This is a genomic window from Dyella silvae (assembly GCF_026421305.1).
Lineage (GTDB): Bacteria > Pseudomonadota > Gammaproteobacteria > Xanthomonadales > Rhodanobacteraceae > Dyella > Dyella silvae.
Window position 1 is genome coordinate 106444 of the sequence record NZ_JAPJBQ010000001.1, and the last position, 15580, is coordinate 122023.

At 62.2% G+C, this 15580-nt stretch carries 15 protein-coding genes, 1 tRNA gene and 2 pseudogenes; 11 read left to right on the top strand and 7 right to left on the bottom strand.

All coding sequences use genetic code 11. The annotated features are described in order from the left end of the window. Positions 1-67: 67 nt before the first annotated feature. From moaC to OQE56_RS00500, 5 genes and pseudogenes are all read left to right on the top strand, one after another. Entirely contained in the window at positions 68-562 is a 495-nt protein-coding gene (moaC, locus tag OQE56_RS00480; protein ID WP_267220499.1) for a cyclic pyranopterin monophosphate synthase MoaC, read from the top strand. Then, on the top strand, positions 559-1158 hold the full coding sequence (locus OQE56_RS00485; protein WP_267220501.1) for an NTP transferase domain-containing protein: 600 nt from the start codon (positions 559-561) through the stop codon (positions 1156-1158). Before moaC ends, OQE56_RS00485 begins: the two co-directional genes overlap by 4 nt. Further along, a complete protein-coding gene (locus OQE56_RS00490) occupies positions 1155-1397 on the top strand; it encodes a MoaD/ThiS family protein (RefSeq protein WP_267220503.1) in 243 nt (80 codons plus the stop codon). The genes OQE56_RS00485 and OQE56_RS00490 overlap by 4 nt, the downstream gene beginning before the upstream one ends. Next, a pseudogene (locus tag OQE56_RS20110) lies at positions 1397-1798 on the top strand (molybdenum cofactor biosynthesis protein MoaE); the annotation flags it as partial. The gene OQE56_RS00490 and the pseudogene OQE56_RS20110, both read left to right, overlap by 1 nt. A gap of 105 nt (positions 1799-1903) precedes the next feature. Continuing rightward, positions 1904-2953: pseudogene (locus OQE56_RS00500) on the top strand (ThiF family adenylyltransferase); the annotation flags it as partial. An 81-nt stretch (positions 2954-3034) separates the two neighbouring features. On the opposite strand, the gene OQE56_RS00505 reads toward OQE56_RS00500, so the two are convergent. Next, positions 3035-3119: transfer RNA gene (locus OQE56_RS00505), tRNA-Leu, on the bottom strand. 146 nt (positions 3120-3265) lie between these two features. On the opposite strand from OQE56_RS00505, the gene rnr reads away from it, so the two are divergent. The 4 genes from rnr to sugE all read left to right on the top strand — a co-directional run bounded on the left by rnr (position 3266) and on the right by sugE (position 7309). Continuing rightward, positions 3266-5830, top strand: a complete 2565-nt coding sequence (gene rnr, locus OQE56_RS00510) for a ribonuclease R (protein ID WP_267220504.1) — start codon at positions 3266-3268, stop codon at positions 5828-5830. Continuing rightward, positions 5827-6573, top strand: a complete 747-nt coding sequence (gene rlmB, locus OQE56_RS00515) for a 23S rRNA (guanosine(2251)-2'-O)-methyltransferase RlmB (protein ID WP_267220505.1) — start codon at positions 5827-5829, stop codon at positions 6571-6573. The genes rnr and rlmB overlap by 4 nt, the downstream gene beginning before the upstream one ends. After that, positions 6570-6857 carry a CBU_0592 family membrane protein gene (locus tag OQE56_RS00520; RefSeq protein ID WP_267220507.1) on the top strand — a complete coding sequence of 96 codons (288 nt, stop codon included), beginning with the start codon at positions 6570-6572 and terminating at the stop codon, positions 6855-6857. The genes rlmB and OQE56_RS00520 overlap by 4 nt, the downstream gene beginning before the upstream one ends. A 128-nt stretch (positions 6858-6985) precedes the next feature. Next, the gene (gene sugE / locus OQE56_RS00525; RefSeq protein WP_267220509.1) at positions 6986-7309 is read left to right on the top strand and encodes a quaternary ammonium compound efflux SMR transporter SugE; all 324 of its coding nucleotides are present in this window, start codon (positions 6986-6988) and stop codon (positions 7307-7309) included. Positions 7310-7381: 72 nt separating this feature from the next. On the opposite strand, the gene phoU is transcribed toward sugE, so the two are convergent. The 6 genes from phoU to rnt form a co-directional block, all read right to left on the bottom strand. Beyond that, positions 7382-8116, bottom strand: a complete 735-nt coding sequence (phoU, locus tag OQE56_RS00530) for a phosphate signaling complex protein PhoU (RefSeq protein ID WP_267220510.1) — start codon at positions 8114-8116, stop codon at positions 7382-7384. A gap of 87 nt (positions 8117-8203) precedes the next feature. After that, on the bottom strand, positions 8204-9019 hold the full coding sequence (pstB, locus tag OQE56_RS00535) for a phosphate ABC transporter ATP-binding protein PstB (RefSeq protein ID WP_267220512.1): 816 nt from the start codon (positions 9017-9019) through the stop codon (positions 8204-8206). Further along, positions 9012-9887, bottom strand: coding sequence for a phosphate ABC transporter permease PstA (gene pstA / locus OQE56_RS00540; RefSeq protein ID WP_267220514.1), 876 nt, complete (start codon positions 9885-9887; stop codon positions 9012-9014). The genes pstB and pstA overlap by 8 nt, the downstream gene beginning before the upstream one ends. Further along, on the bottom strand, positions 9887-10906 hold the full coding sequence (gene pstC / locus OQE56_RS00545; RefSeq protein ID WP_267220516.1) for a phosphate ABC transporter permease subunit PstC: 1020 nt from the start codon (positions 10904-10906) through the stop codon (positions 9887-9889). The genes pstA and pstC overlap by 1 nt, the downstream gene beginning before the upstream one ends. Before the next feature lie 190 nt (positions 10907-11096). Next, positions 11097-12128, bottom strand: a complete 1032-nt coding sequence (pstS, locus tag OQE56_RS00550) for a phosphate ABC transporter substrate-binding protein PstS (RefSeq protein ID WP_425601591.1) — start codon at positions 12126-12128, stop codon at positions 11097-11099. A 189-nt stretch (positions 12129-12317) separates the two neighbouring features. Continuing rightward, entirely contained in the window at positions 12318-12977 is a 660-nt protein-coding gene (gene rnt / locus OQE56_RS00555) for a ribonuclease T (protein WP_267220520.1), read from the bottom strand. 222 nt (positions 12978-13199) lie between these two features. Here rnt and OQE56_RS00560 point away from each other — a divergent pair, with 222 nt between their 5' ends. Together OQE56_RS00560 and OQE56_RS00565 are read left to right on the top strand one after the other, a co-directional pair. Beyond that, positions 13200-14861: a coiled-coil domain-containing protein gene (locus OQE56_RS00560; protein WP_267220522.1), complete on the top strand. Its 1662-nt coding sequence runs from the start codon at positions 13200-13202 to the stop codon at positions 14859-14861. A gap of 214 nt (positions 14862-15075) precedes the next feature. Beyond that, complete coding sequence (locus OQE56_RS00565) at positions 15076-15429, top strand: hypothetical protein (protein ID WP_267220523.1); 354 nt, start codon at positions 15076-15078, stop codon at positions 15427-15429. Positions 15430-15580: the final 151 nt, after the last annotated feature.

Consider the following 15580-nt stretch of genomic DNA (forward strand, 5'->3'; position numbering starts at 1 on the left):
CTTAATGTCTGTGCTGCCCACCGGGAAGATAATCGTAAATGCCGACACCATTCATTCGGAGCACGCCGTGACCGTCACGTCTGCCACGCTGTCCCACGTCGACGAGGCGCAGCAGCCGCGCATGGTCGATGTTGGCGCCAAGCCGGTCACGCATCGCACCGCGCAGGCGCGGGCGCGGGTGACTTTTCCGCACGACGTTGCCCAGACGTTGCACGCTGCCGGCTATGTCACGCCGAAGGGCGCCGTGCTTACCGTGGCGCAGATTGCCGGCGTGATGGGTGCCAAGGCGACGCCGCAGCTGATTCCGCTGTGCCATCCGCTCAGCATCGACCGATGCGATATCGCCATCCACATGGACGGCGACGATGCGTTGATCGACTGCACCGTGTCCTGCCGTGGCAGCACGGGCGTGGAGATGGAAGCGCTGACGGGCGCTTCCATCGCGGCACTGACCATCTATGACATGTGCAAGGCGATGTCGCATGACATCGTGATTGCCGAGATCCGCCTGGTGAAGAAGACCGGCGGCAAGCACGATTTTGGTGCGCAGGAGCAGGCATGAACGCATCACGTCCGCCACTTTATGGCCTGTTGCTTAGCGGTGGCGCCAGCCAGCGCATGCGGCAGGACAAGGCGGCGCTCGCTTATCGCGGGGAGCCGCAACTGTTGCGTGCGTGGCATCTACTGGAGGCAGTGACCGAACGCTGCTTCCTTTCGGTGCGCGAGAGTCAGCGCGACGACACCTTACGCGCAGGCTTACCGCAGATCGTGGATAGCTACGACGCGATCGGCCCTGCTGCCGGCATCCTCTCCGCACAGGAGCGTTACCCCGAAGCCGCCTGGTTGGTGCTCGCCTGCGATCTTCCCTTGCTCGGTGCCGATACGCTGCGCTCGTTAATTGCGGCACGCGACGCCGGCGTCGATGCCACGGCTTTTACCAGCCGCCACGATGGCCTGCCCGAGCCGCTGTGCGCTATCTGGGAGCCATCTACCCATGCGCTGCTGAAGCAACGGTATGACGCAGGCAGTTATTGTCCGCGAAAGACATTGATTCAATCCCGCACCGTTTTGCTGCCAGCGCCCGGCGAGGCGCTGGATAACGTCAACACACCCGAAGAAAGAGAAGCCATGCAACATCGGTTGGAGTCGCTGGCATGACCGTGGTGAATTTGCAGTATTACGCACAGCTGCGCGAGCAAGCCGGCACCAGCAGCGAGCAGGTGACGACAACGGCCGCGTCCCTGCAGGAACTGTATGAAGAATTACGCGTACGTCGCGGCTTCTCGCTGACGGCTGAAGCGCTGAAGGTTGCCGTCAACGCTCAGTTCAGCGCCTGGGATCGCCCGCTACGCGATGGCGACACGATTGTTTTCATTCCGCCGGTGGCAGGTGGCTGATGCGTTTTCGTCTTTCCAGCGAGGCCGTGGATTCGGCGCAGCTGCGCGATGCGCTGCGGCATCCTGCAAGTGGTGGCTTCTGCGCCTTCGAGGGCTGGGTGCGCAACAGCAATGAGGGGCAGGAGGTCGACGGGCTCTCCTATGAGGCTTATGCCGATCTTGCGATGGCGGAAGGCGAGCGCATCGTTGCCGAGGCGATCGAGCGTTATGGCGTCACCGATGCGTGCTGCCTGCATCGCACGGGTGATCTGAAGATTGGTGACATGGCCGTGTGGGTCGGTGCGTCCGCCCCGCATCGCGACGAAGCGTTTCGTGCCTGCCGCTACATCATCGACGAAATCAAACACCGGCTGCCGATCTGGAAGAAGGAGCACTACGTTACCGGTGAATCCGACTGGGTTGCCTGCACGCACGTGTATCGCGAGCACGAACACGAGCGGCATCACCATCATGGGCACGCGCACCACACCCATGCGGAAGCCTTCGTTCCGGATTACTCACGACAGGTGCGGCTGCGCGAAGTGGGCGAGGCGGGGCAGGCGAAACTGGCGGCCGCACGGGTCCTGGTAATTGGTGCGGGTGGCCTGGGGTGTCCCGTCATCAGCTATCTGGCGGGAGCAGGGGTGGGAACGCTCGGCTTGGTCGACGGCGATCGCCTCGATGCCAGCAATCTGCATCGGCAGACGATGTACCACGCCCGCGACATCGGTGAGCTTAAGGTGGATCTGGCGGCTCGGCGCGTCGCTGAGCTCAATCCCACCGTTACCGTGCAGACGTGGACGGAGCCGCTGGACGTTGCGAATGCGGTCGACGTGTTCGGTCAGTTCGATCTGGTGGTGGAGTGCACCGACGACATGCGTAGCCGCTATCTGAGCAGCGACGCAGCGGTGGTCAGCGGTACGCCGCTGATACTCGCCAGCATCTACCAGTACGAAGGGCAGCTTCAGTTTGTGTCGGCACAGCCCGGTCAGCCTTGCCTGCGCTGCCTGTGGCCGGATGAGCCGGCGCCGCATGCTGTGGGCAGTTGCGCGCAATCGGGCGTGCTGGGTCCCGTGCCGGGCGTGCTCGGCGCAATGCAGGCGACGGAGGCGTTGAAAGTGCTGCTGGGGTTGCCGCAGCCGAGCGGATCATCATTGGTATTGGTGAATCTGCTCGATTTCACTATCCAGCATCTGCCGATCGATTCCGCCCAGGGCTGTGCTCTTCACGGTGGCTGCGTCGAGGTAGCGCGTCGCGCGTTGTCTGAGGCAGAAGATGAGGCAGGGATCGATCTCGCGTTCGGGCGATTGGAAGACGCCATGGCCCAGGGTTTCACCATCGTGGATTTGCGCGATGCAGATGAGATCGCCCTGGAGCCGATGCCGGTAACGGTTGCGCGATGGATTCCTTCCGCACAGGTCATGGCTCGCTCTTGCGAACTGACCGCGGGGAGGCAGTTGCTGGTGTGCGCCAGCGGTCGCCGTAGTGCGCATGCGGCGCGTCAGTTGCGCGCCAGGGGGATGCGAGAGGTGTATTCGTTGGCAGGCGGCTTGGCTGCGCTGCGCCTGACGATCTGAGCATGAGCTGCGGAAACGCAGCTCGAAAACCCGATCTCCAGAAACGAAAAAGCCCGCATCGCTGCGGGCTTCTTCTATAATTGGTGCCCAGGAGAGGACTCGAACCTCCACGGTTTTACCCGCTAGTACCTGAAACTAGTGCGTCTACCAATTCCGCCACCTGGGCAGGTGTCACGCTTCGCTAAGTGGTCTGCGTGAGCCGCGTAGATTAGGCATGTGCCGGTGAGTTGTCAACTATTCTTTCACTGATTTTTCATTGGAACGCCTCACCCGCGCTCCCACGCCCTCAGAAAACCAAATAAAGGCAAGGATGTGACCAGAAAAAAAGAACCGCGCAACGGCAAGCAGGAGGCCAAGCACGGCCCGCAGGCGCCGAAGAAAGGCGCTGGCCGTATTAAGCGCTCGGCGGTCGATCCGTCGCGCCGCCAGGTGGGTGTCGTCAGTGACCCGCAGGCCGAGCGCGAGGCGCAGCGGTATGAGCGCCCCATCCCCAGCCGTGAGGCCATCCTCGCGTTGCTCGAACAACGCGGCGAACTGCTGACCGAGGCGCGCATCGCCGAGGCGCTTTCGCTTCTCGACGAATACGAACTCAACGCCCTGCGCAAGCGCCTCGGTGCCATGGTGCGCGATGGTCAGTTGTTGCTGGGCCGCCGGGGCGGTTATGCGCCGGCCAGCAAGCTGGATCTGCTCCAGGGCGTGGTGCTGGCTAACGCCGAGGGCTACGGGTTTCTGCGGCCGGATGACGGCAGCGAGGATCTGTACCTCTCGCCACAACAGATGCGCAGCGTGCTGCATGGCGATCGCGTGCTGGGCAGCGTGGTCGGTCTCGACCGGCGCGGCCGCCGGCAGGGCGCCATTGTGGAGGTGCTTCAGCGCCGTTCGCCGCGTCTGGTGGGGCGGGTGGTCATCGAGAACGGCGTGACGCTGGTCGCGCCCGACGATCGCCGTCTGCACCAGGATGTGATGATCGTGCCCGGGCAGGATATGGGTGCGCGCTCCGGTCAGATCGTCGTGGCCGAGATCACCGATCCGCCGACGCCGCATCGTGGTCCGATGGGTGCGATCCGCGCCGTACTGGGTGAGCGCCTGCAGCCGTCTTTGTTGGTCGAGATGGCCATTGCCAGCCACGACCTGCCGCACGATTGGCCCGATGCAGTAACGCGCGACGCGGCTCAGGTCGAACCGCAGGTGACCGCGGCCGAACGCGAGGGCAGGGTGGATCTGCGCTCGCTGCCGTTGGTCACCATCGATGGCGCCGATGCGCGCGACTTCGACGATGCGGTTTACGCCGAGCCCAAGCGAGGCGGCGGTTACCGGCTTGTGGTGGCCATTGCCGATGTCTCCCATTACGTCAAGGTCGGCTCAGCGCTGGACAAGGAAGCCTACGAGCGCAGCACCTCCACTTATTTCCCGGGCTTCGTGGTGCCGATGCTGCCGGAGACGCTCTCCAACGGCATCTGCTCGCTCAATCCCAAGGTCGAACGCCTGTGCATGGTGTGCGACATGCACGTCAATACCGAAGGCGAAGTCACCCGCTCGAAGTTCTACGACGCGGTGATGCGCTCGCACGCCCGGCTTACTTACGATCGTGTGTGGCAGGCCATCGGCCTCAATGATGCGGATGCACGCCACGAACTGGCCGACGTCATGCCGCAGATCGAGCACCTGCACGGCCTCTACAAGCTGATGGCTGCGCAGCGCAAACGACGTGGTGCCATTGATTTCGAAACACCGGAAGTGAAGTTCCGTCTCGATCAGCGAGGCGAGGTCGAGCAAGCAAGCGCCACGGAGCGCAACGATGCGCACAAGCTGATCGAGGAATGCATGATCGCCGCCAACGTGCAGGCGGCGTTGTTCCTCGACAAGAAAAAGATTCCCGCCTTGTTCCGCGCGCACGAGCCGCCGCCGGCGGAGAAGTACGAAGATCTGCAGCAGTTTTTGCGCGAGTTCAAACTGCGCATGCCACCGGTGGAGGAAGTAACGCCCGGCGATTATGCCGATGTGCTGCGCCTGGTGCAGGATCGCCCTGAGCGTGAGCTGATCCAGTCCGTATTGCTGCGCTCGCAGAGCATGGCAGCCTATCAGCCTGACAATCGCGGCCACTTTGGCCTGGCGCTGGAGGCTTACGCCCATTTCACCTCGCCCATTCGGCGGTATCCGGATCTGCTGGTCCACCGCGCGATTCGCTATGCCATCGCCGGTGGCAAGCCCTCCGGCTATAGCTACAGCCCGGGTGAAATGGCAGCCATGGCCGTGCATTGCTCGCAGCGCGAGCGCCGCGCCGAAGAAGCCGAGCGCGATGTGGACGAGCGCTTCAAGTGTGCATGGATGTCCAAGCACGTGGGCAGCGAATTCGACGGTACTGTCACCGGCGTCACCTCGTTCGGCCTGTTTGTCGAACTGGACGAATCGAAGGTGTCGGGTCTGGTGCATATCAGCCAGCTTTCCAACGACTACTACCACTTCGATCCGGTACGCCACCTGCTGAAGGGCGAGCGGTCGGGCATGCAGTTCCGCCTTGGCGATCACGTGCGCATCCAGGTACTGCGCGCCAGTCTGGAGGATCGAAAGATCGATTTCCGGCTGGTGTCGCCCCGCAAGGAGAAAGCGACGGTACCGCCACCGCGTACCGAGCGGCGCTACGACTATGCCGCAGCCGGCGAACGCTACTCGCTGCCGCCGGGCAGGGGGACGCCGCGCCCCGCGCCGCGCGATAATGCGCAACCGGTGTCGTCGCGCAAGACGGCAGAGGGCAAGCCGACCAGCAGCCAGGGTGTGTTCGGCAAGGTCAAGTCGGCCGCCAAGGGCAAGTTGAAGGCGGCCAAGGACGCGGTAACCAAAGCCCGCAACGCAGGCAAGAAGAAAGGCAAACGATGAGTGAGAGCTGGATTGTCGGAATCAACCCGGTCGAGGGTGCGCTGACCAACGATGCGTCGCGCGTGCGCGAAGTACTGGTGGAGCAGGGTCAGCGCAACGCGCGTGTACAGGAGCTGGCAACGCGGGCCAAAGCGTTGAACATTCCAGTACACCATCGCCCACGCGAGCAGCTCGACAAGCTGGCCGGTGAAGCCCGGCATCAGGGTGTGGTGGCGCTGTATGAGGCGCCGCCGATGGGCAACGAAAACGATATCTTGGGTCTGGTGGAAGCGGCAGGACAGGATGCTTTGGTGCTGGTGCTGGATGGCGTGACCGATCCGCACAACCTGGGTGCCTGTCTGCGCAGCGCAGCGGCAGCCCGTGCGACGGCCGTGATCGTGCCGAAGGATCGCGCAGTGGGCCTGACGCCCGTGGTGCGTCGTGCGTCTGCTGGTGGCGCCGATCGTGTGCCATTGATCGCGGCTACCAATCTTGCGCGCGCCCTGCGAACGCTCAAGGATGCCGGTGTTTGGATCACGGGTCTCGCCGGAGATACCGACACAAGCATTTACAGCATCGACATGAAGGGACCTGTCGCATTGGTACTCGGCAGCGAAGGCGAGGGCATGCGCCGCCTCACGCGCGAGACCTGCGACTTCGTAGCAAAGATTCCCATGCCGGGCACTATGGAAAGCCTCAATGTATCGGTGGCTACCGGCGTCGTCCTGTTTGAAGCACTGCGTCAAAGGAGTGAAAAGCGATGACCTTCTTATGGCACGACTGGGCGGGTTACATCGGCGTGGTACTAGTGCTGCTGGCGTTCCTGCTGCTACAGGCTCACAAACTGCATGGCAACGGGCTTGTCTATCAGTTGATGAACGTGCTCGGTGCTCTGGGCGTGATCCTGTCACTGGTGTTCGGCACGGCCATGAATTGGCCGGCCTTCCTGATGCAGGTCGCGTGGGTCGTCATCGGCGTGTACGGCATCATGCATTCGGCGCGCGCGCGGCGCGAAGCACGTGAGCTGGGCGACAAGATCGCTTCCTGAATAAGGAATTCAGGCGGCTTGTGTAAAATGGAGCGACTGGTCCCGCAATGGGGCCAGTCTGCGGGGACGACTCCGCAAGCATGTGTTATCGCAGGGACGGCCCTGCGCTTCATCCAGAGGAGCACATCATGCCCTGGATTTATCTTGCTCTTGCCGGCCTGTTCGAAGTGATCTGGGCCATCGGGCTCAAATACACCGAAGGCTTCAGCCGCCTGTGGCCCAGTGCTATTACCGTGTCCGCCATGACGGTCAGCATCATCCTGCTCGCGATGGCGGTGAAGACATTGCCAATCGGTACTGCTTATGCGATCTGGACCGGCATTGGTGCAGTGGGTGCCGTTATTCTCGGCATGGTGCTGTTCGGTGACTCGGCCTCGCCATTGCGTTTGGCCTGTGTGGGTCTGGTGCTGGCTGGCATCGTCGGTCTGAAGCTCACCAGCGGTCAGACCTGATCGCCGGCTCAAAAACAAAAAAAGCCCCGGATCCATGTCCGGGGCTTTTTTTTGTTTCGATGCTTACGGCGCTCAGTCGTCCTTGTTGCCCAGCTTGGTCAACTCAGGATTGGACGTGAAGTCGCGCTTGGCACGCTGGGCGTTGAGCGGTTCGCCGTTGACCTGATACCAAATGCTTTCGGCGATGTTGGTGGCGTGGTCGCCGATGCGCTCGATGTTCTTGGCCATGAACAGCAGATGCGTGCACGGCGTGATGTTGCGCGGATCTTCCATCATGTAGGTGAGCAGCTGGCGGAAGTAACCGGTATAGGCTTCGTCCAGCTCGGCGTCGTCCTTCCACACCTGATAGGCGCGCTCGGCATCGCGGTCGCGATAGGCGATCAGCACGTCACGCACTTCCTGCGCAGCCAGCTCGGCGAGATAGCCCAGGCCTTTGGTCGGAGCGATGGGAGCGACCATCGACAGCGGGATGGAGCGCTTGGCCACGTTGGCGGCGTAGTCGCCGATGCGCTCGATATCGGCGGCGATGCGCAGCGCGGCGAACACGTTGCGAAGATCGCCGGCGATGGGTGCGCGCAGGGCCAGCAGACGCACCACGTCGTGGCTGATTTCCTGCTCGAGCTGATCGATGGCGTCGTCGTTGTTGACCACGTGTTGCGCGGCGCGCTCATCGCGGCGGTCGATGACATCGATGGCCGATTCCAACTGGCTCACCGCAAGCTCGCCCATGCGAACGATCTCGCCGGTGAGGCGTGTCAGCTCGTCGTCGTAGCTCTTGATGATGTGTTCTTTGCTGCTGCCGCTCATGGGGGAGTCCCTATCAGTGGAGGGTGAGGCGGCGTGGCCCCTCACCCCAGCCCTCTCTCCGGAAGGGAGAGGGAGTGACGTCGTGTTTTAACCGAAACGACCGGTAATGTAATCCTCGGTCTGCTTCTTGCTCGGCTTGGTGAAGATCTGCTCGGTACGGTCGAACTCGATCAGCTCGCCCAGGTACATGAAAGCCGTGAGGTCCGAACAACGGGCCGCCTGTTGCATGTTGTGGGTGACGATGACGATGGTGTACTGGCTCTTGAGCTCTTCGACCAGCTGCTCGATGCGGCCGGTGGCGATCGGGTCCAGCGCCGAGGTGGGTTCGTCCAGCAGCAGCACTTCCGGCTTGAGCGCGATGCCGCGGGCGATACACAGACGCTGCTGCTGACCGCCGGAGAGGCCCAGCGCGCTCTGCTTGAGCTTGTCCTTCACCTCGTCCCACAGGGCGGCGCTGCGCAGCGCCTGCTCCACACGGATATCCATATCGGCGCGCGACAGCTTCTCGTGGTGACGAATGCCGTAGGCAACGTTTTCGAAAATGGTCATCGGAAACGGCACCGGCTTCTGGAACACCATGCCGACCTTGCTGCGCAGTCGGTTCATGGAATAGCTGGCATCGAGAATGTTCTCGTCATCCAGAACGATCTCGCCCTTGGCTTCCAGCTTGGGATAGATCGCGTAGATGCGGTTGAAAATGCGCAGCAAGGTGGACTTGCCACAACCGGAGGGGCCGATGATGGCCGTAACCTTCTTCTCCGGAATATCCATGTTGATGCCTTTCAGCGCATGGAAACCGTCGTAGTAGAAGTGCAGGTCGCGCACCTTCAGCTTGGTGGGCGCGATAGGGGCCGACGTAGCCGCGGACTGCGGGTGGATGCCGGCGGCGGCGGACTCAGTCATGGGACACCTTATTGCGTGAAAGGACCAGACGGGAAGCAAGACTCAGCAGCAGCACGAACATGGTGAGCACGAACGCGCCGGCCCAGGCGATGGCGTGCATCGCGTCACCCGGATCGTTGGCGTACTGATAGATCACCTGGGGCAGGCTGGACATCTTGTCCGACGGGTTGAAGGTCATGTAGTTGTTGCCGAAGGACGTGAACAGCAGCGGGGCGGTTTCACCGCTGATGCGCGCCAAAGCCAGCAACACACCGGTGATGATGCCCGAGCGTGCGGCACGGACGAGAATCTGCAGGGTCAGCTTCCACTGCGGAATACCGAGCGATAGCGCGGCCTCGCGCAGGGTGGAGGGCACCAGGCGCAGCATTTCGTCCGACGTGCGAACGATTACCGGCAGTGCGATCAGCGCCAGCGCCAGACCGCCGGCCCAGCCGGAGAAGGTGGTCGAGCCGCTGGTGAGCGCCGTGGTCGGCAGCACGATGATGGTGTACACGAACAGACCCAGCACGATCGATGGCGCCGACAGCAGAATGTCGTTGAGGAAGCGAATCGACTCGCCCAACCGGGTGCCGTTCGCGTACTCGGCCAGCCAGGTGCCGGCCAGCACGCCGATCGGCGTGGCGATAAGGATGCCGATCAGGTTGACGATGAGGCTGCCCACCATGGCGTTGGCCAGGCCGCCGTCTTCGCCGTAAGCGGTGATCTTGGTGAACAGCTGCGGATGCAGCGCGCCGATGCCCTGGCGCAGCGTTTCCCACAAGATCCAGGCAAGGAACAGCAGGCCAACCAACGTAGCGCACATGCTCAGCGTCAGCGCCACGATGTTTTTGATGCGGCGGTGTGTGTAGAGGAAATTGCTGCTGGCCATCAGCGGCCCTCCTTATGAGCCAGCTGGCGCAGCATCCAGCGTGCGATCAACAGCACGATGAAAGTAACCACGAACAGCAGGAAGGCCAATGCCATCAGCGTCGACTTCTGCAGGCCGGCGGCCTCGCTGAACTGGTTGGCGATGGTGGATGCAATGGAAGCACCCGGATCGAGAATGGATGCCGACAGCGTCATCGCATTGCCCAGCACGAAGGTCACCGCCATGGTTTCACCCAGCGCGCGACCCAGGCCCAGGAAAATGCCGCCAATCACGGCCGAGCGGGTGTAGGGCAGCACGATGTCCCATACCACTTCCCAGGTGCTGGAGCCGAGCGCATAGGCCGACTCCTTCAGGCGCGACGGTACGGTTTGGAACACTTCGCGCATCACCGAGGAGATGAACGGGATGATCATCACCGCCAGCACCATGCCCGCGGTAAGCACGCTAGCGCCAAACGGATAGTCACTGCCGAACAGCTTGCCGACGAACGGAACGTGCTGTGCCACCCAGGAAAGCTTGCCGTCATCCGGCTTGTTGCCCAGATAGTTGGTCAGCCAGGGCTTGATGTGGTCGGCGAAGAAGGGCGCAAAAATAAACAGGCCCCACATGCCGTAAATGATCGAAGGGATACCGGCCAGCAGTTCGATGGCCGAAGCCACCGGCGTGCGCAGCCATGGCGGTGCCACTTCGGAAAGGTAGAGTGCGATGCCAAAGCTCACCGGCACCGCGATCAGCAGGGCAATCAGCGAGGTGGCGATGGTGCCGTACACCGGCACGAGCGCGCCGTAGGTGTCGGAACTCGGATCCCAGGTGTCGCTGACCAGGAAATGCCAGCCGAATGTGCCGAAGGCATGGCGGCCGCCCCACAGAGTGGCGCCTGCGGCACCAAGCAGACAGGCCAACACGAGCAGGGCGCAACCTTTGAGCACCCAGCTGAACAGCCGGTCGTGCCTTGCGTCGCGATGCGCACGCGCTTCCTGTGCCAGGGTGGAGGCGACGGCGCCAACATTCGCTTGCATGTGGAGTGCTTCCCTCAACATTGGGTCCGGCCGGCACGAGGGCCTGTCCGGTCGGTGGACGATGCGCCGCTTCCCGGCGCCTTTCAACGACAGGCCGCCCGAGGTTAGTCGGGCGGCCGTGGTCATGCAGTCAAGCGGTCAGAGTAGGGCTCGTCGGTTGCCGTAGCATGACCGAGCGAGACTCCTCGGCTTAGTGCTTGTACTCGGTGCTCCAGTAAGCCGCGATCTTCTTGACCAGGCTGTCCGGCAGGGCGACGTAGTCGAGCGAGGCGGCGTCCTTCTGGCCGTTCTCGAGCGCCCACTTGAAGAACTCGAACGCCACCTTGGTGTGCTCGGCGTTCTTCGGCTTCTTGTACATCACCACCCAGGTGGTCGCCGTGATCGGCCATGCCTGCGCACCCGAGGCATTGGTCATGATCACGTTGAAGTCCTTGGCGCTGCCCCAGTCGGCGGTAGCGGCGGCAGCGGCGAAGGCCTCGGCGCTCGGCGCGACGACCTGGCCAGCGGCGTTCTTCAGGTTCACCCAGCTGATTTTGTTCTTCACGGCATAGGCGTATTCGACGTAGCCGATCGAACCGTTGATCTGCTTCACGTACTGCGACACGCCTTCGTTGCCCTTGCCGCCCACACCGGTCGGCCACTCAACGGCCGTGCCGAACTTCACCTTGGATGCCCAATCCGGGCTGACCTTGGAGAGGTAGTTGGTGAAGTTGAACGAGGTGCCCGAACCATCCGAACGATGCACAACGGTGATCTTCTTGGCCGGCAGGTTCACGCCAGCGTTCATCGCGGCGATCTTGGGGTCGTTCCACATGGTGATCTTGCCGAGGAAGATGTCGGCGAGGGTGGCGCCGTCCAGCTTGATCTGGCCAGCCGTGATACCCGGGATGTTGACCACCGGCACGATGCCGCCCACCACGACCGGGAACTGACCCAGACCGTACTGTGCGAGGTCTTCAGCCTTCACCGGAGCATCGGTGGCGCCGAAGTCGATGGTGCCTTCCTTGATCTGGGCCACACCGGCGCCCGAACCGACGGACTGGTAGTTGAGCTTGTTGCCGGTCTTTTCGGCGTAGTTGGCCGACCACTTGGAGAGCACCGGGTAGACAAAGCTCGAGCCCGCACCGGTGATATCGGTGGCGTGCGCGGACATGCCGAACAGCGAAGCCGCAGCGAACACTGCGGTGGTGCCGATACGGGACAGGTATTTGGTTGAGGTCAACACGGTGGCTCCTTAAGCGATAAGGGTCTCGGGGGATTCCCGCCCGCCGTTATTTCATGCGTCACGTGTTGCAATGAAATGAGCTCAATGTTTCACCCATATGACAATCCGCCGGGTGTTGTCATATGACATTGATAAAGAAGAGATTAAGAAAACAGGCCAGGCCGGAGTTCAGGCGCCTGATTCTCTTTACATGGACTCAACGCCTATATGTTCGCGTTCGAACATTTCGAGCGTGCGCCAGCGATTGACGATCGTGCAGAACAGCTCCGCCGTGCGCTCGGCATCGTAAATGGCCGAATGCGCCTCGCGCGTATCAAACGGAATGCCTGCCGCCTGCACGGCCTTGCTCAGCACGGTCTGGCCAAAAGCGAGGCCGCTCAGCGTGGCCGTATCGAAGCAGCTGAAGGGATGAAATGGATTGCGCTTGTGTCCCACGCGGCGCACGGCAGCATTGAGAAATCCCAGATCGAACGCCGCGTTGTGACCCACCAGAACGGCCCGCTGGCAATCGGCGTCACGCATGGCGTCACGTACCGGTTTGAACACGTGATCCAGCGCCAGGCGTTCGTCCAGCGCGCCGCGCAGCGGGTTGTCAGGGTCGATGCCGGTGATTTCCAGTGCACGGGGATCGATGTTGGCGCCTGGAAAGGGCTGCACATGGGCCGAGACAGCCGGCATCGGCTGCAGATACCCCTCGGGCGTCATGCGCAAGATGACGGCGGCGATCTCCAGTAACGCATCGCGCTCGGCATCAAAACCGCCGGTTTCCACGTCCACGATGACCGGCAGAAAGCCACGAAATCGCTCGGCCATGCGGCCGGCCATGCTGTTGCAGAGGTTATCCATTTACTAAGCATATCAGCCGGCGCAAGCCGCCCTGTCGACGGCTATTTCACATGGCCCGAGGGGATGTGTGCCGCTGCTTGTCTCCGTTCTGTCACATAACAGGCACATAACGGTAAAGGCGCGAGCCCATCCTGCGCTCCGATCGTGCTTGAGCCGCCGGAGATCGATAGGGGATCAAAGGGGGCGGCTCAGGTGGTTCTTACCTACATGCGGAGAAAAACCATGCGTTCCAAGTTGCTCGCGGTGGCTATTGCTGCCGGTTTGGGCGTTACCAGCTTCCACGTTGTCGCCGATCCGGCGCCGGCGAAGTCGACCTCCAAGACCGGCACCAGCCAGTCCACCCAGGCCGCAGAGATCGAAGCGCTGAAGGCTCAGTTGCAGGCCCTTCAGGCGAAGGTCGTCGAGCTCGAGCAGCGCACGGACGCGCAGTCCGACATCAACGTCTCCACCGGCCAGGCCGTCGAGACCGTGCAGAAGCAGGTCGCTGCCACCGACGCACAGGTCAAGAAGTCGTCCGACAAGCTTGCCTACAAGGGCGTGAACATCACGCTGGGCGGCTTCCTCGCTGCCGAATCGATCTACCGCTCGCACAACACGGGCTCGGACATCGCCAGCAACTTCAACACGATTCCGTTCAAGAACGTGCCGCAGGGCCACACCAGCGAATTCCGCCTGAGTGCTCGCCAGAGCCGCGTGTCGCTGCTTGCCCAGGGTGACGTCGACCCGAATACGCACCTGGCCGGTTACATCGAGGCGGACTTCCTCGGCGGCGCCCAGACCGCGAACCAGAACGAGAGCAACTCGTTCAACCCGCGCATGCGCAACGTCTACATGACCGCCGATTGGGACAACCAGGGCCTGCACCTGCTGGCTGGCCAGAACTGGTCGCTGCTCACGCTCAACAGCAAGGGCATGCTGCCCCGCACCGAGCTGACCCCGCCGCAGATCGACGCCCAGTACGTGCCGGGCTTCACCTGGGCTCGTCAGCCGCAGCTGCGCCTGGTCAAGGATTGGGACAAGAAGTACTGGCTGGGTATCTCCATCGAGAACCCGCAGACCACGTTCTACCTCAACGGCAACCAGGCTAAGGCGCCGGTGCCGGCAGTCGCCGCCGGTGGCGCCATTCCGGCCACGGGTCCGTACTCGATCTACAACATTGGTGCTGGTTCGGGTTACGACTCGGTCAACACCCTGTCGCTCAACCACATTCCTGACGTGATCGTGAAGTTCGCGGCTGACCCGGGTTTCGGTCACTACGAAATCTTCGGCCTCGGTCGTTCGTTCTACAACCGCTACGCCGGTGAGAACCACGACGCCTGGGGCGGCGGCGTTGGTATCGGCATGGTGCTGCCGCTTATCGACAAGACTCTCGACTGGCAGTTCTCGGGTATGACCGGCAAGGGCATCGGCCGTTACGGCAGCGTCCAGATGCCGGACGTGACGTTCAGCCCGAACGGCAACCTGGCTCCGATTAAGGAAAACATGCTGCTGACGGGCCTGACCTGGCACGCCAACTCCGATGTGGACGTCTATCTGTTCGGCGGTCGCGAGCAGGAGTCCAAGAAGGATTTCAACGCCGGCAAGAACGGCTCGCTGGCCCTCGGTTACGGCAACCCGGCTTACAACAACAGCGGTTGCGACACCGAAGGTTCGACCGCTTGCGTGGGCAACACCAAGAACGTCTGGCAGGGCACCACGGGTTTCTGGTGGAAGTTCTACCAGGGCAAGTTCGGCAAGATGCAGTTTGGTGCGCAGTACTCGTACACCAAGCGCGAAGCGTTCGCGGGCCAGGGTCTGGTCAACGGCGTGCTCGTCAACGGTGCTGCTACGCCGAAGGCCACGGAGAACATGTTCTTCACGTCCTTCCGCTACTACCCGTTCTAAGCATCACCGGTACGGTTATCGCAAAGGAGTTCCACCCAAGGATGGAGAGACGGCGGGCTTTGCCCGCCGTTTCTGTTTTTGCTTTCTGCAAAGAAAACCTATGGCGAAACACGCGCTACAGCGCTAAACGCTAGCTGACCCCTTTGGGAATGAAGCGCCTGAAAGTCATCGCAAACACTTGCGACTTAGGATGGCTTTCGATAGTTTGCTCTGCATGTCTTCGCGTCGTTGCCACTCTCCGTTCGCTGTTTTCCTGGCGTGTCTGTTCGGCCTGCTCTTGCTGGTCGGCACGCCGGTGCGTTCGGTGCAGGCGTCCGCAGCTTCGTTCGAAGACAAGGCAGTGGCGACCCAAGTCATGTCCGATGACGTGGCGGACGCCGCAACCGATCACGGCGGCGACTGTTCGCTGGATGACAACACTGGCAACAACGGCATGGACGACATTCTCCATCCGTTCGACGTTGCTTACCTGTGGGCTCCGATGCCCTCCGTGGCTCCTGTAGCCGGCTCTTACGATGTAGGGCCGCACGACCCGGCGCGACTGCTGCGCCCGCCCGAATCCATCTGATACGCCACCGCTGACGCGGTCTGCGTTCCACGTGCGCGCATGCGACGTTGCGTGCCGCCGTTGATGGCCATGCCTGTGTACTGACGTGTTTCGCTGCGAGCGCGTCGTGCGTTCGTGCGCCTTCCTGGCCATCCGTTCCTCTTTTTCTTTT

What these genes read in the sequence shown, in the direction of transcription:
- OQE56_RS00485 (WP_267220501.1), top strand. Translation starts at nt 559, where the DNA reads ATGAACGCATCACGTCCGCCACTTTATGGCCTGTTGCTTAGCGGTGGC.
- OQE56_RS00490 (WP_267220503.1), top strand. Translation starts at nt 1,155, where the DNA reads ATGACCGTGGTGAATTTGCAGTATTACGCACAGCTGCGCGAGCAAGCC.
- rlmB (WP_267220505.1), top strand. Translation starts at nt 5,827, where the DNA reads ATGAGTGAGAGCTGGATTGTCGGAATCAACCCGGTCGAGGGTGCGCTG.
- OQE56_RS00520 (WP_267220507.1), top strand. Translation starts at nt 6,570, where the DNA reads ATGACCTTCTTATGGCACGACTGGGCGGGTTACATCGGCGTGGTACTA.
- sugE (WP_267220509.1), top strand. Translation starts at nt 6,986, where the DNA reads ATGCCCTGGATTTATCTTGCTCTTGCCGGCCTGTTCGAAGTGATCTGG.
- phoU (WP_267220510.1), bottom strand. Translation starts at nt 8,116, where the DNA reads ATGAGCGGCAGCAGCAAAGAACACATCATCAAGAGCTACGACGACGAG.
- pstB (WP_267220512.1), bottom strand. Translation starts at nt 9,019, where the DNA reads ATGACTGAGTCCGCCGCCGCCGGCATCCACCCGCAGTCCGCGGCTACG.
- pstA (WP_267220514.1), bottom strand. Translation starts at nt 9,887, where the DNA reads ATGGCCAGCAGCAATTTCCTCTACACACACCGCCGCATCAAAAACATC.
- pstC (WP_267220516.1), bottom strand. Translation starts at nt 10,906, where the DNA reads ATGCAAGCGAATGTTGGCGCCGTCGCCTCCACCCTGGCACAGGAAGCG.
- rnt (WP_267220520.1), bottom strand. Translation starts at nt 12,977, where the DNA reads ATGGATAACCTCTGCAACAGCATGGCCGGCCGCATGGCCGAGCGATTT.
- OQE56_RS00560 (WP_267220522.1), top strand. Translation starts at nt 13,200, where the DNA reads ATGCGTTCCAAGTTGCTCGCGGTGGCTATTGCTGCCGGTTTGGGCGTT.
- OQE56_RS00565 (WP_267220523.1), top strand. Translation starts at nt 15,076, where the DNA reads ATGTCTTCGCGTCGTTGCCACTCTCCGTTCGCTGTTTTCCTGGCGTGT.